The organism is Kribbella monticola (assembly GCF_003261635.1).
In the GTDB taxonomy this organism is placed as follows: domain Bacteria; phylum Actinomycetota; class Actinomycetes; order Propionibacteriales; family Kribbellaceae; genus Kribbella; species Kribbella monticola.
Genome location: NZ_QFXK01000027.1, coordinates 515,656 through 530,082, shown reverse-complemented (window position 1 = coordinate 530,082; position 14,427 = coordinate 515,656). Strand labels below are relative to the sequence as shown.

Here is a 14,427-nt window from a genome sequence, read left to right as displayed (position 1 = left end):
CGCCACCTTGTGGAATGGTAACCATCAAGGGGCGGGGAATGTGGAAAGGTTACGACCATGGGAATCGCGGAGCTGCTCGACGGCGTCGCCGGGAGTGGTGAGTTCGGGGTGTGGCTCGGCCGGCTCGACGGCGTACCGGTGTTCCGGCACGGAGCGGAACGGACCCATTACTCGGCGAGCACGATGAAGCTGCCGGTGGCGATGGCGATGACGCGCAAGGTCGAGGCCGGCGAACTGGCTCTGGATCAGCCGGTCACCGTGCACAACGACTTCCCGTCGGCGGCAGGCGGCCGGTTCGGGGTGAATCCGGCCGAGGACGAGGCGCCGGCGACCTGGGCCGAGCTCGGCGAGCAGGTGCCGCTCGGTTGGCTGGCGACGGAGATGATCACGAGGTCGAGCAACCTTGCGACCGACCTCGTGCTCGAACTGGTCGGCATCGACGCGGCGAACGCGGTGCTGGCGGAGTACGGGTCGGGGCTGAGCGCGATCCGGCGCGGTATCGACGATGTGGCCGCTCAGGCAGCGGGGATCAGCAACGAGATGAGCGCCGCGGATCTGGCCGCGGTACTGGTTGCGGTGGGCAACGACCCGGCCGGTGGGTACGTCCGCGACCTGCTGGCGGCGAACACCTGGAACGGCGAGATCCCGGCCGGCGTACCGGCCGGGACGCGGGTCGAGCACAAGAACGGCTGGGACACCCGGATCCGGCACGACGGCGGGATCGTCCGGCCCGGCGACGCGGAGCCCTTCGTGCTGGCCATGTGCACGACGTCCGATCTGCCGGACACTGAGGCGCAGAAGCTGATCGCCGCGGTGGCCGCGGAAGCCTGGGAACACCGGCACCATCTGGAGACTGTGCGATGAAGATTTCCACTCACCTGGTGTCGGCGCCGCTGCACACCCCGTTCGTCACCGCGCTCCGGACGGCGACGCACGCCGACTCGCTGCTGGTGTCGATCAGCGATGGAACGGAGACGGGCTGGGGCGAAGCGCCGCAGGTCTGGAAGGTGACCGGCGAATCGCTCGCCGGCGCGCAGGCCTGCGTCGAAGGACCGATCGCGGCCGCCTTGAACGGGCTCGAACCGGACGACCTGACCGAAGCGCTCCGCCGGGTGCAAGGTGCAGCCGTCGGAAACTTCGGAGCGAAGGCGGCAGTCGATGTCGCACTGCACGACCTCGCCGCGCGCCGCCGAGGGCAGACGCTGCACGGTTTCCTCGGGTCGACGGTGTCATCGGTGCGGACGGACGTGACGCTGTCCGCGGGCGACGCAGATGCACTCGTTGCCGCTGGACGCGCCCGGATCGCCGACGGGTTCGACGTACTGAAGGTGAAAGTCGGTACCGGCGACGCGGCGGCCGACTTCGAGCGGGTCCGCCGGATCCGCGAGGCGATCGGGCCGGAGCCGCGATTACGGCTGGACGCGAACCAGGGCTGGACTCGGCGCGACGCGGTCACCGCGATCCGGGCGATGGAGGATGCGGGCTGCGCGATCGAGCTGGTCGAGCAGCCGGTCCCGGCCGCGGACCTGGAGGGCATGGCCTGGATCACCGACCGGGTCAGTACGCCGATCCTCGCGGACGAGTCCGTGTACGGCGTCCGCGACCTGGTCGCCGTCATCCGGCACGGCGCCGCCGACCTGGTGAACGTCAAGCTGGCCAAGTGCGGCGGCCTCGGGCCCGCCCGGACCCTGCTCGAACTCGCCCGCGAACACGGTCTCGGCTCGATCGTGGGCTCGATGATGGAAAGTCACGTCGGTGTCGGCGCCGCCGCGGCACTGGTGGCGGCGTACCCGACAACCGCGGTGAACGACCTCGATGCGGCCTGGTGGCTGAAGGAGTCTCCTGTGATGGGTGGTATTCGGTATGAAGGTTCGACGATCCAACTGCCTACGGGCGTTGGGCTGGGCGTGACAGGCTTGAACTCATGAAACTAGTCGCCGCCAGGGTCCCGGTCAGCACCGTGTGGACCTCACCCGACGCTCCGCGCGACGTCGATGCTCCCGCGGTCGCCGCGTCCCCGGACGTGGCCGGCTGGGCGAAGTCGATGGACACCGAGACGCGCCTCGGTCTGCACGGGCGGACCCTCACCCAGTTGCTGTACGGCGAGCCGGTGGTGATCCGCTCGGAGCGCCAGGGCTGGTCCGAGATCCTCGCGCCGTGGCAGCCGTCGTCGAGTGACGAAGTCGGGTACCCGGGCTGGGTTCCGACGAGCCACCTTGGTGAGCTGCCTTCGAGCGCGACGGCGCCCGTGGCGGTCGCCGTACCATCGGCAGCGCTGACCGCTGAGCCTGGGTCGGGGCACCTGCTCGATCTGTCCTTCGCGACCGTGCTCGCTTCGCTGGATCATTCGGACGGGTTCACCCGGGTCGCCCTGCCGGATGGTGGTGAGGGCTGGATTGCCGACTCGGCGCTCCGCCCGATGGAGTCCGCCGCTACGGCCGAGGACCGGATCCGCTTGGGGTCGCAGTTCCTGGGACTCGAGTACTTGTGGGGCGGCACTTCGTCGTACGGGCTCGACTGCTCAGGTCTGGTGCATACAGTGAGCCGCGTCCTTGGGCAACGCGTCCCCCGCGACGCTCACGACCAGGCGGACACGCTCGAGTCGATCCCGGTCGAGGAAGCCAGGCCTGGTGACCTGTACTTCTTCGCCCGCCCCGGCCAACAGGTCCACCACGTCGGCTTCGTCTCCTCCGAGGGCATGCTGCACGCCTCGGAAACCGGCAAACTCCTCGAAAACGAACCCCTCCTGCCGGTACGCCTGGAAACCCTCGTAGCCGCCGGCCGCCTCTGACCTGGTACGCCGACCCGGTCAGCGGCGTACCTGATAGCGGAGGTGGAGGACCCGGTTGGCCCGAATCGCCACCTCGGGATCTTCCAGCAGGTGCTGGGTGTCGACCGAGCCGAAGTAGCGCTTGCCGGAGCCGAAGACGACCGGTGCGACGTCCATGCGCACCTCGTCGACCAGGCCCGCCGCGAGCACCTGGCCGCCGACATCGCCGGCGGCCACCTCGACCAGGCGGTCGCCGGCAAGCTCCTGCGCCTTGGCCACGGCGGCCTCCACGCCGTCGACGAAGTGGAACGGCGCTTCCGGGTCCCAGCCCTCGGGCTTCGGCCGGTGGGTCACGACGACCACGTGGTCCATCCCGCCCGGAGGCTTCCCGTCCCAGCCGTCGGTCAGGTCGAAGACGTGCCGGCCGACGATGGTCACGCCGATCTGGTCCCAGTACGGCCGGATGTAGTCGTAGGAAGTCTGCGACACCTTCAGCACGCCGCTGTCGTCCAACGGCACGTCGCCGCTGGTGATCCAGTCGAACAGCGGCCCAGGCTGGTCGTTCTCATCCGCGACGAAACCGTCCACCGACACCGAGCTGTACATAACTACCTTGCCCACGGGTTCTCCTCTACTTCGGGTGCGCCCAAAATATGCGTCTCGTGAGCGGTCGCTCTTGTAAGAAATCAATCGGCCGGCAACGGCCATCCGTCCATCACGTGGCCGGGATGTTCGCGCAGGAACCGCCGCCGGATTTCGACGTACCGGGTCGGCGTGAGCCCCGTGAACGCCCGGAACTCGTGTCCGAAGTGAGCCTGGTCGAAGTAGCCCGCGCGAGCGGCGAGGTAGCTCCAGTCGATCGGTCCGGCGGGGTTGATCGCGAACACGGCAGCGGCGAAGCGTTGGGTGCGGGCCAGCCGCTTCGGCGTGACGCCGACGAGCTCCTTGAACCGCTGTGCCAGATGGGTGCTGCTGATACCGGCGGCCTCGCTCAGGTCACCGATCGCCACCGCACCGCCGGTCGCTGCGATGACGCTGCTCGTACGGCGTACCAGCCCGAGGCCGGCGGTCTCGCTCAGCCGTCGCATCAGCTCCTCCTCGAGCAGCGTCAGCATCTCGTCCGGTCCGTCCGCCGTGGCCAGCCGGTCCCGCAGCTCAGCAACGGCGCGCCGGCCCCACACCTGCTCGATCGTCACCGGCCGGTCGCACAGTTCGGCCGCGGGCATGGGCAGAAATGGCGCCAGGCCCCACGGCTTGACATGCACGCCGACGGACCGGGTCCGCGGTGGGTAGCCGAACTCCAGCGCGCGGGTGGGCATGGTGATCACGCAGCCGTCGGCGTACTCCGCTGTCACGATGTCGAGGCCGGCGCGGATGCGGAACGGCGGACCGAGGTTGACGATGAGCAACGCCGCCGGCATCGGCGGCAGCATCAGCCGGGCGTACGGCGGCGAGCCGTCCAGGTAGTAGAGGTCGTCGATCAGCGCGTCGAGGGGCAGTCGCGGCACTCTGGACACGTACTCCATGCCCAAAGCATGGCCGATGGCCATCCCACAGGATGGCCAATCCCCATGGCCCGGCATGGCCGATCCCCATGGCCCGGCATGGCCGATCCCCATGGCCCGGCATGGCCGATGCCCCGCCCGCGTCCAGCGGGCGGAGCGGTCGGCCGGCGGTCAAGCCTGGTTGGTGTCTGCCTGCTCCGGCTTGGAAGCAGCCTCTTGCTGTGCTTCGACTGCGGGCTTCGCGTCGCCGGGGCTGGTGCGGGATTTGTGGAGGCTGAGGAGGGTGGTGATGCCGAGGGTGACGATGATGAAGCCGAGCGAGAACCAAATCGGGATCTCGGGGGCCCAGGTGATGTGGTGGCCGCCGTTGATGAACGGGAGTTCGTTCTCGTGCATGGCGTGCAGAACCAGTTTCACGCCGATGAAGGCGAGCACGACCGACAGCCCGAGGGACAGGTAGACGAGGCGGCGGAGCAGGTCGCCGAGCAGGAAGTAGAGCTGGCGCAGGCCCATCAGCGCGAAGACGTTGGCGGCGAAGACCAGGAACGGCTCCTGGGTCAGGCCGTAGATCGCCGGGATCGAGTCGAGCGCGAACAGCAGGTCCGTCGTACCGAGCGCGATGATCACGATCATCATCGGGGTGACGAGGCGCTTGCCGTTCTTGCGGACGGTGAGCTTGACGCCGTTGTACTCGTCGGTGGCGTTCAGCCGCTTCTTGGCGAACCGGATGACCGCGTTCTCCTTGTAGTCCTCGTCGTCGTTCTCACCCTGCTTGGCGAGGTGGATCGCGGTGTAGACCAAGAACGCGCCGAACAGGTAGAAGACCCACGAGAACTCGTTGATCGCGGCCGCGCCGACGGCGATGAAGATGCCGCGGAAGAACAGCGCCAGGATGATGCCGACCAACAAGGCCGTCTGCTGGTACTTCCTCGGCACCTGGAACCTGGCCATGATGATCAAGAAGATGAACAGGTTGTCGACGCTCAGGCTGTACTCCGTCAGCCAGCCGGCGAAGAACTCCCCGGCGTACTCGCCGCCGGAGAAGAACCAGACGCCGAGGCCGAAGATCACCGCGAGCGAGACGTAGAAGATGATCGCCCGGGCCGACTCCTTCGTCGAAGGCTCGTGCGGGCGGCGGCCGATGACGAAGACGTCGAAGGCCAGCAGGGCGAGCAACAGCCCCACGGTGATGTACCAAACGTAATCAGCGACGTGCACAGAAACCTCCGGAGCGCAGACGAAAATCGGACTCCGAAGGTCTCTTCCGCCGGACCCGATCACTCGGGTCTGGCCGGCGGCACCGGGCGCGGAGACGAACTCCTTGACCGTGATGACGACACCGCCGCGAAGGAATACTCCCCTTCAACGGTCCCTATTCTCGCTGGTCGGTGTCCGAGTTTCCAAATCGGGGACGCCGGTTCCGCCTGTCGGGATGCTCACGCGCAGTACGGGAATGCGATGCCTGACACGTCAGGTTGCCGGCCGCTTCGACCTGGGCAGCTTCGCGACGATGATCTCGTACGACGTGTCGACCAGCTCGAGGATCTCGTCGTCCGGTACGGCGCCGCCCAGGTTGACCGTGTTCCAGCCGGAGCGACCGATGTAGGCGCTCTTCACGACGTCGTCTGGGTAGGTGTCGACCAGTTCGTCGGCCTCCTCGCGGTTGTTCCCGCACTTGACGCCGACCGCGGCGCCACTGCCGAGGAACGCGAAGATCTTGTCCCCCACCTTCGCGACCACGTCCCCCTCCCACGGCTCGTCCTGCCACGCCCCCGGCTTCGCCAGGCAGTACTCCAGCAACTCCGCCCCGGTCAGTCTCATCCACTACCTCCTCGTCCGGCCGCCCGGCCCGCTGCGCTGAAGGCGACCGTCTCCGCACGATAGCCCAGCCCCGCACAACTTAATCCAGGCTTTCGGCATCGTGCTTGATAGCCGAATCTCGGCGAATGCCCGATGTGGGGGACCTCAATGAAGCACAGGAATGGCTGCCGCACGCACAAAAAAGGGTGGACAACCGCATTTGTTGCCGTTTTCGCCCTCTTCCTTTCCCTGATCAATGCAGCGACGGCGGATTCCGCGCCGTTGATTGCTCCGCCACTCCTCCGTCCGGCCGCTGCGGCGACGAACGGCATTACCTGCAACACGGTCTCGGCCGGCGAACTCGGCGCCTGTATCAGCCGGATGCTGACCGACCCGAACGGCGCTTATTCGCCGGAACACGTCTACACGGCCGCCGAGAAGCAGCCGGTATACGCTCCGAGGCAGGCAGCCGGAGTCACGGCAGCCGAGGTCGGCTCCTGGTCCGTCGTCGGCGACTGCACGGTCGACGGCTACAAGATCAATCCGATCCATGCCAGCCTGACGAGAACCGGAAAAGTCCTGATGACGGCCGGATCGGGGTACAACAAGAATTTCTTCGACCAGAAGATCTTCAAGACCTGGATCTGGGACCCGACGACGCCTGGCACCTGTCCGCGAGAAATTCCGATGCCGAACGTCGATCTGTTCTGCTCCGGACACTCGCATCTGCCCGACGGTCGGGTGCTGTTCTTCGGTGGCACCGGTCATTACGCCACCAGCGATCTCTATTACACCGGAATTCGCGAGACCTACGCTTTCGACGACGTCACCGAAAAGTTCACCTCTGCCGGCCTGATGAACGTCGCCCGCTGGTACCCGAACGGCCCGGTCAACGCCGTCGGCAACCCTGTCGTCGTCAGCGGCCTGGACGCCGCCGGCAAGGTCACCTCCACCAACGAGACCTACCACTCCACCACGAACACCTGGAGCAAACTGCCGGGCACCCGGATCTTCCCCCTGTACGCCGGAATGGTGCTCCGCAAGAACGGGACCCTCTGCTACTCCGGCACCAACATGGGCGGCAAGGCCGGAGCCTCTCCCGGATGCTGGAACTGGACGAACAACGCCTGGTATCCGATCCCCGGCCTGCTCTACCCCGACTGCCGAGATCAGGCGAGCACACTGCTGCTCTACCCGGCTCAGACGCAGAAGTTCATGGTGATCGGCGGCGGCTGCCCGACCGGCCTCACCGGTACCACCGCCACGGTCGATCTGAACGCCGCGGCACACAAGTTCACCAACGGGCCGTACCTCGGTTTCGCGGCGATGCACAGTTGCGCCACCGTGCTGCCCGACAAGTCCGCGTTCGTTGCCGGCGGCGCCGATCACAACACCAGGCCCGTACTCCGTGCCGCCCGGCTGCCCGTCGGCGCGACCGCTTGGCAGCAGGTCGCCAGCCCGACCGTGCCGCGGATGTACCACAGCTCGTGCATGCTGCTCCTCGACGGATCAGTCGTCACGATGGGAACGACCGCGATGCAGGGGTCGGTCGAGTCGCGGCTCGAGGTCTACAAGCCGTGGTACATGCAGCCGGGAGTCTCCCGGCCGACGATCACCAGTGTCGCGCCGACGCTGAAACTCGGTGGCTCCTACTCGGTGACTTTCAGCGGCCCGGCTTCGGTGACAGGTGCGATGCTCCAACGGCTCACCTCGCTGACGCATTCGTCGGACCCGAACCAGCGCGCCGTAGACGTACCGGTGACAGCCACGGCCAACTGGAACCAGAAGACCCTCAAGATCGACGCGAACAGAGGCCTCATCCCGCCCGGCCTCTACATGCTCTCCCTCCGCGACTGGCGGAACATCCCGTCGAAGTCCGTGGTAGTCCGCATCGTCGAGAACACAACAGCTACCGCTGCCGGCTCCACGCCCACCGCGAGCGCACTGCCCGCAACGGGAGGAGCCCCAGCCGCAGGACCAATACCCACTCCCGCAGCTACCTGCTGCTGCACCTGCGGAACTGGTTGCTGCTAGACGAGGTAGCGAGTGTAGAAGCTCAGTCTCGCCACTCTCCGGCCCGTGGACTGGAACTCACGGACAGATCCGCGGACCGGCGTGTGGCCTCTGATGTCTTCTATCAAGCGACGGAATCGATCAATCTCACGGTGCAGTGGATCCTTCTGCGCAGCGAGACGGGTCGACATCCGCTCAAGAAAAGGAACGATGTCCTCTTCTCCCACTGCTTCAGATCCTCCATCTTCGACAGTCAGCAGGTTGTCCAACAAAGCGCGGCCGACAGTTGGCCGGCCGGTGAGCAAGGCGAGCAGTAGAAGCGCGACCTGATATCGGCCGCCCTCCTGGTCACCCAGCCACGCTGCAAGCTCGCGTTCCGGCATCGCGATCCTCATCAGCCGATACAGATTGATCAACTTCTTAGCGCTGCGAGGGGTCGGCAGCAGAGGCCCAAGGTGAGGAATGAAATCGGTCTCGGCGGCACGGAGGCGGAGGACCTTCGGATTCTCCGGCTCTTGCTGCGGCCCCGAATCCTCGGTGTCGACGCCTGGCGACCGAGTGACCGGTTGACTGGGCCGCTGGGGACGGACTCCTGATGAGAAGTCGACTTCGTCGTTGGCAGCGTCTGCCGCCGGAGCCGGCGCGGCAGATGCCGAGGAGGCTACCGGGCCTTCGTCCGGCGATGCATCGTCCAGCAGTTTCGCCAGGTACCGTCCACCTTCCTCGCCGAGCGGTCTCAGCACGAACGGTATCTGAAAGATCTTGTCCAAATAGTCGAGCGCAGTATTCGCCGATTTCAGCGCCGGCTCGCGGTCGTCCGTCGGCAGACTCGACTCGACCGAGGAGTGCAACTCCAGAGAACGCAGCAACCAGTTCGGATCGACTCCTACGACAACCACGAACAGGGGAATCGCCAGCAGGAGGTGGACCGCGTCAAGTGTGTCAACGACGCACTGCGGGGAGCATCTGTCCAGGTCATCGATGTACAAGACGATTCGCTGGATGGAAGGATCGCCGGGCTCGAACCCTGCCGTGGCCGTCTGGGCAATCAGCATTTGAAGCGTCGCCAGGTCGTCGTGAACCTTTCCGATGATTCCCGCTCTGGAGACGTAGCTCTGGTCCGTCGAAACGTTGTTAATGTAGTGCTGTAGGGCTTCGCCCTGGCTCAGTTCGCGGCGAGTGTTCTGCAAGTTCTCGAGTTCGTTGCTGACCTCTTTGAGACGCTCCGCGGACGCCTTCTGCTCCGCGTCGATCAAGCCGCGCAGCTTGCGTCTGTACGACAGCAGCGCATTGAGTACTGGAACAAACTGAGACAGGCTGAGAACCGTTCCTATCCCCAAGATCCATTCAGGGACGCTGGTCCACCGCCAGATGGCGTAGAGACCTCCGAGTGCCAGGCCGGAAGCCGTCAGACTGCGCCAGCCATCGCGAATGCGTCGGGCGATCACTCTTGCCAGCCGGCGCAAGCCGCGGCGGGAACTCAACCGTGCGCTCCGGCCTTCTTGGTCGAGAAGCGCAAGCTCCTCGACCAACTGGGCCCGCTCGTCAGCTTTTTCCGCGATGTCGGTCTCGACTCTGGCGCGTTCGGCCGTGATGTCGACCTGCTCATGGATCGGGACGCCGCCGACGGCTAGTTCCTCGAAGAGGTGCCGGATGAGACCAGGCCATACGTTTCCGCTGTTGTAGTGCCACGCGTTGAAGCGCACCTGGCGGATACCCGATATGAAGGAGGAACTCTGTCCTTCCGAGGCCACCGCTGGACTGAGTCGCTGCACTTCCTCTTGCATCTGCATCATGAAGCTCGATTTCCCCGAGCCCCACGAGCCGAGTACCGCGATGGCCATGGGTGGCGACGTTGTTCTCGCCGCGACCAGTGTCGAAAGGGCCCGGACCTCGTGAGCGACGCCCAACAGGTCCACGGAGCTGGGCTCGTCGCTCTGTGCCGTCGTCAGAAGGTTCCGAAGAACTGCGTCCGGACGGTCCGTACCGCGCAACTGCTGGCCGGTGGCGATTTCCCACACCCTGATGGTTCCGTCGTGACCTACGGTCGTCACCTCATCGTCGGACACCGCCACGTCGCAGACCCAGTCAGTGTGACCTTCAAGTTCTTTGAACACTCGTCCAGCCGCTAACTCCCAGATGGTCACCGCGCCGGACGCACCGGCCGTGGCGATGCGGCGGCGATCGGAAAACGGGGCCACCGCCAGCAGCCGGGGCGCTTCAGGATGAGTCAACCGACGAGCGCCGAGCTCTTCGTCGTACTCATTGGCGTTCGGCTCCGGGAAAGCTCCCGTGACCTCGCCGGCCCCGGACAGCTGGAGCCTGTACGAGGAGATGCGGCCCCCACCTCCGACCGCCAGCAGCTTGTCGTCCGAGAATGCCAGGTCGTAGACGTAGGGATCGTCCCGTGCGACCGTACCGATCAGAGCTCCTGACTCGACCGCATGGAACTCGATGTCGGAGCCTTGGCCGCCAAAGGCGAACACCGGGCGATCAGGATGGACGCGCAGTGTCCACCTGACCTGGTCGTGGACCTCCCGTGACCAGACGACCGTCCCTGAGTCGATGTCCCAGCAGATCAGCGCCGCAGAACAGGCCGCGATCACGCGTCGGCCGTCACGGGTGACGTCCAGGGCCATGATCCATCCAGGGGCCTGTACAGAACGCACGAGTTCCCCGGTCGTGACCTGCCAGATCGCAGCCGTGCCGGCGCCGCTGGTGACGAGATACCGGCCGTCCCTGATCAACTTGACCGCTCGAATCCACGAGCCGTGGAAGGCAAGGCGTGCCAGCAGGCGACCGGACGAGAAGTTCCAGACCCTCACTACGCCGTCGTAGCCACCGGTCGCCATGACGTCAGCGTTCGAATCGACCGAGACGCAGGTCATCCTGCCGCCGGTGCGGGCCTCGATCGTCCGGATCTTCTGCCGGCCGGATTCCGACCAGATGTGGATGGCTCCGTCGTCGCCCGTAGACGCGAGGACGTCTCCCGCCCGATCGATCGCATGCACGAAGCTCGTATGGCCGTCTAGAACAGTCAGGAGCTCGGCCGACCCGGCATCCCAGACGCGGATCTTGCTGTCACTGCATGCGGCGTAGAGCTTTGTGCTGTCGGACCCAAAACATAACCAGTGAGCACGGAAGGTGGGATCGTCGGCGATTCGAGACTGCACTTGTCCAGTGCGCAGGTCCCAGACGGTGCAGGTGGTTCCTTCAGTCTTGAAGCCCTGCCTGTGTGACACGTTGCTGGCCGCCAGCAGCCGGCCGTCAGGCGATTGCGCCAGATTGCCTTGCAGGTACTGCTCTGGCTCGTAATAGACGGCCCCAAAGGGCCACGGCGAACCAGGAAACGATGTCTCCTCTGCTCTTGTAGACAGATCCCATTTCGCGACGGATCCGCTGCTGATCGTCAGAACATGCCGACTCCCAGGCAGATAGGCGGCGGCATAGACGTTGGGACCGGCGTTCCAGATCTCAGGGGCGGCGTCGGAGTCGAGTTTCCAAATCATCAGACGCGACTCACCGAGCAACCTTGTCGCAATCAGGGCTGAGGCATCTGGGCTGAAGGACAATCCGGTGACGAGTTCGCCGTGGCCGGCCAAACGCCTGATGATTGTGCGAGTCTCCACTTCCCACACTAGGACGACGTCGTCGTTTCCTCCGCTGGCGAGCAGGCGTCCGTCCTCCGATAGGGCCAGTGCCTGAACGTACCCTCGGTGCGCGCCGATGCCGTCGTGAACACATACGCCGTCTGACACCGACCAGAAGCGAACGGCTCCTTTTCGGCTCCCGGTAATGACAAACCGACCATCAGGAGACATGACAAGTGCATGGTTGGCCTCAGCATGACCGGCGAAGGCACTGGATGCTGCAGTGTCAGACGACGCCATGCGGATCGTTCTCCTCTGCGGAAGGCTCAGAGCAACCGAGGACGTCCTTTGACGTATCTGACGGGTTTTTGGTGAACCGCCAGCCGCCCCCCAAGCGAAACGCGGCAAAAGCCGGAATTGTCAACAGCTCGGCGTGATATCGCTGCAGCATTATGCCCCCGAACGCCCGGATCATTTCCCCTTGTCGGAGTGATCGTTCAGGAGACTGCGATCGTTACGTTCGGACCATAGCTGCCGGCGGACGGTGTGTCCTTTTGCAAATCACTGGCGATTGAGCCCGCGTCCCAACCGACGCTCGCTGTGCGGGAGTTGTCGTTGCACACTCCCGCACCCCACGGACTACTTCGCGCCGGCGTTGACCATTTGGCGGAGTTCCTTCTTCAGTTCGGAGATCTCGTCGCGGTAGCGGGCGGCGACCTCGAACTGGAGTTCGGCGGCCGCGTTGTGCATCTGGTCGGTGAGCTGCTGGATGAGGTCGGCAAGGTCGGAGGACGGCATGCCGCCGGCCAGCTCCTTCGCCTTCTCGCCCACCTTGCCCTTGAGGCCGCCCGGCACCGGTGCCTTGCCGCGGCTCTGGTTGCGGCCGCTGCCGAGCAGCTCGGCCGTGTCGGCGTCCTCGCGGGCGAGCATGTCGGTGATGTCGGCGATCCGCTTCCGCAGCGGCTGCGGGTCGACGCCGTGCTCGGTGTTGTACGCGACCTGTTTCGCGCGCCGCCGGTTGGTCTCGTCGATCGCCATCTCCATCGACGGGGTGATCTTGTCGGCGTACATGAACACCGCGCCGGAGACGTTTCGCGCGGCACGGCCGATGGTCTGGATCAACGACCGTCCGGAGCGCAGGAAGCCTTCCTTGTCCGCATCGAGGATCGCGACCAGCGAGACCTCGGGCAGGTCGAGACCTTCTCGCAGCAGGTTGATGCCGACCAGTACGTCGTACTCCCCCATCCGCAGCTCGCGGAGCAGCTCGACGCGGCGGAGGGTGTCGACCTCGCTGTGCAGGTATCTCGTCCGGATACCCATCTCCAGCAGGTAGTCGGTCAGGTCCTCGGACATCTTCTTGGTCAGGGTGGTGACCAGGACCCGCTCGTTGCGCTCGGTCCGGATCCGGATCTCATGGATCAGGTCGTCGATCTGGCCCTTGGTCGGCTTGACGATCACCTCGGGGTCGATCAGGCCGGTCGGCCGGATGATCTGCTCGACGAAGCCGTCGGACTTGTCCTGCTCGTACTGCCCCGGGGTCGCGGACAGGTAGACGGTCTGGCCGATCCGCTCCAGGAACTCCTCCCAGCGCAGCGGCCGGTTGTCCATCGCCGACGGCAGCCGGAAGCCGTGCTCAACCAGCGTCCGCTTGCGGGACATGTCGCCCTCGTACATCCCGCCGATCTGCGGCACGGTCACGTGCGACTCGTCGATGACCAGCAGGAAGTCCTCGGGGAAGTAGTCGAGCAGGCAGTGCGGTGCGGTCCCCGGCGCACGTCCGTCGGTGTGCCGCGAGTAGTTCTCGATGCCCGAGCAGGTCCCGATCTGGCGCATCATCTCGATGTCGTACGTCGTACGCATCCGCAGCCGTTGTGCTTCCAGCAACTGGCCGCCGCGCTCCAGCTCGGCCAGCCGCTCCTCCAGCTCGGCCTCGATCCCGGCGATCGCGCGCTCCATCTTCTCGGGCGCGGTCACGTAGTGCGTCGCGGCGCCGATGTAGAGCTCGGTCTCCTCGCTGAGCACCTCACCGGTCACCGGGTGCAGCGTCATCAGCCGCTCGATCTCGTCGCCGAAGAACTCCACCCGGACGGCGAGCTCCTGGTACACCGGGAAGACCTCGAGCGTGTCGCCGCGGACCCGGAACGTGCCGCGGGTTCCGGCCAGGTCGTTGCGCGCGTACTGCACGCCGACCAGCTTGCGGAGCAGCCCGTCGCGGTCGGTCTCGTCGCCGACCTTCACGTGGATCATCCGGTTCAGGTACTCGTCGGCGGAGCCGAGGCCGTAGATGCACGACACGGTCGCGACCACGACGACGTCGCGCCGGGTCAGCAGCGACCAGGTCGCCGAGTGCCGCAGCCGCTCGACCTCCTCGTTGATCGAGGAGTCCTTCTCGATATAGGTGTCCGTCTGTGGGACGTACGCCTCGGGCTGGTAGTAGTCGTAGTACGAGACGAAGTACTCGACGGCGTTGTCGGGGAAGAAGTGCCGCAGCTCGTTCGCGAACTGGGCGGCCAGCGTCTTGTTCGGTTGCAGGATCAGCATCGGCCGCTGGATCTTCTCGGCCAGCCACGCGATCGTCGCCGTCTTACCGGTACCGGTGGCACCGAGCAGCACGACGTCCTGCTCGCCGGCGTTGATCCGCCGCTCGAGCTCCGCGATCGCGGCCGGCTGGTCGCCGGCCGGTTCGAAGTCGGACACGACCTTAAGAGGCGCGACCATACGCTGGAGATCGGTGACCTGTCTCATGCCA

General features: G+C 65.7%; 10 protein-coding genes. 4 read left to right on the top strand and 6 right to left on the bottom strand.

The genetic code is table 11. The features are described from left to right. The first annotated feature begins 57 nt into the window (after positions 1–57). Genes DIZ26_RS13450 through DIZ26_RS13440 form a run of 3 tightly spaced genes read left to right on the top strand, consistent with a single transcriptional unit; the run spans position 58 to position 2,791 of the window. Positions 58–864 (top strand): serine hydrolase, encoded by an 807-nt coding sequence (locus DIZ26_RS13450; RefSeq protein ID WP_112240950.1) that lies wholly within the window; start codon positions 58–60, stop codon positions 862–864. Next, positions 861–1,928 carry a mandelate racemase/muconate lactonizing enzyme family protein gene (locus DIZ26_RS13445; RefSeq protein ID WP_112240948.1) on the top strand — a complete coding sequence of 356 codons (1,068 nt, stop codon included), beginning with the start codon at positions 861–863 and terminating at the stop codon, positions 1,926–1,928. Before DIZ26_RS13450 ends, DIZ26_RS13445 begins: the two co-directional genes overlap by 4 nt. Continuing rightward, positions 1,925–2,791: a C40 family peptidase gene (locus DIZ26_RS13440; protein ID WP_112240946.1), complete on the top strand. Its 867-nt coding sequence runs from the start codon at positions 1,925–1,927 to the stop codon at positions 2,789–2,791. The genes DIZ26_RS13445 and DIZ26_RS13440 overlap by 4 nt, the downstream gene beginning before the upstream one ends. A gap of 18 nt (positions 2,792–2,809) precedes the next feature. On the opposite strand, the gene DIZ26_RS13435 is transcribed toward DIZ26_RS13440, so the two are convergent. The 4 genes from DIZ26_RS13435 to DIZ26_RS13420 form a co-directional block, all read right to left on the bottom strand. Further along, complete coding sequence (locus DIZ26_RS13435) at positions 2,810–3,391, bottom strand: dihydrofolate reductase family protein (RefSeq protein WP_112240944.1); 582 nt, start codon at positions 3,389–3,391, stop codon at positions 2,810–2,812. Between the two features lie 65 nt (positions 3,392–3,456). Beyond that, positions 3,457–4,296, bottom strand: coding sequence for a helix-turn-helix domain-containing protein (locus DIZ26_RS13430; protein WP_232828312.1), 840 nt, complete (start codon positions 4,294–4,296; stop codon positions 3,457–3,459). Positions 4,297–4,446: 150 nt separating this feature from the next. After that, positions 4,447–5,493 carry a TerC family protein gene (locus DIZ26_RS13425; RefSeq protein WP_112240942.1) on the bottom strand — a complete coding sequence of 349 codons (1,047 nt, stop codon included), beginning with the start codon at positions 5,491–5,493 and terminating at the stop codon, positions 4,447–4,449. A gap of 252 nt (positions 5,494–5,745) precedes the next feature. Next, positions 5,746–6,096, bottom strand: a complete 351-nt coding sequence (locus DIZ26_RS13420; RefSeq protein WP_198676066.1) for an MmcQ/YjbR family DNA-binding protein — start codon at positions 6,094–6,096, stop codon at positions 5,746–5,748. Positions 6,097–6,243: 147 nt separating this feature from the next. Between DIZ26_RS13420 and DIZ26_RS13415 the strand changes: the two genes are divergently transcribed. Next, positions 6,244–8,109, top strand: coding sequence for a galactose oxidase-like domain-containing protein (locus tag DIZ26_RS13415; RefSeq protein WP_157979699.1), 1,866 nt, complete (start codon positions 6,244–6,246; stop codon positions 8,107–8,109). Here DIZ26_RS13415 and DIZ26_RS13410 read toward each other — a convergent pair. Both DIZ26_RS13410 and uvrB read right to left on the bottom strand, forming a co-directional pair. Further along, the gene (locus tag DIZ26_RS13410; protein ID WP_112240938.1) at positions 8,106–11,978 is read right to left on the bottom strand and encodes a P-loop NTPase fold protein; all 3,873 of its coding nucleotides are present in this window, start codon (positions 11,976–11,978) and stop codon (positions 8,106–8,108) included. The genes DIZ26_RS13415 and DIZ26_RS13410 overlap by 4 nt on opposite strands. 339 nt (positions 11,979–12,317) lie before the next feature. Further along, positions 12,318–14,423, bottom strand: coding sequence for an excinuclease ABC subunit UvrB (gene uvrB / locus DIZ26_RS13405; RefSeq protein WP_112240936.1), 2,106 nt, complete (start codon positions 14,421–14,423; stop codon positions 12,318–12,320). Between the last annotated feature and the right edge of the window lie 4 nt (positions 14,424–14,427).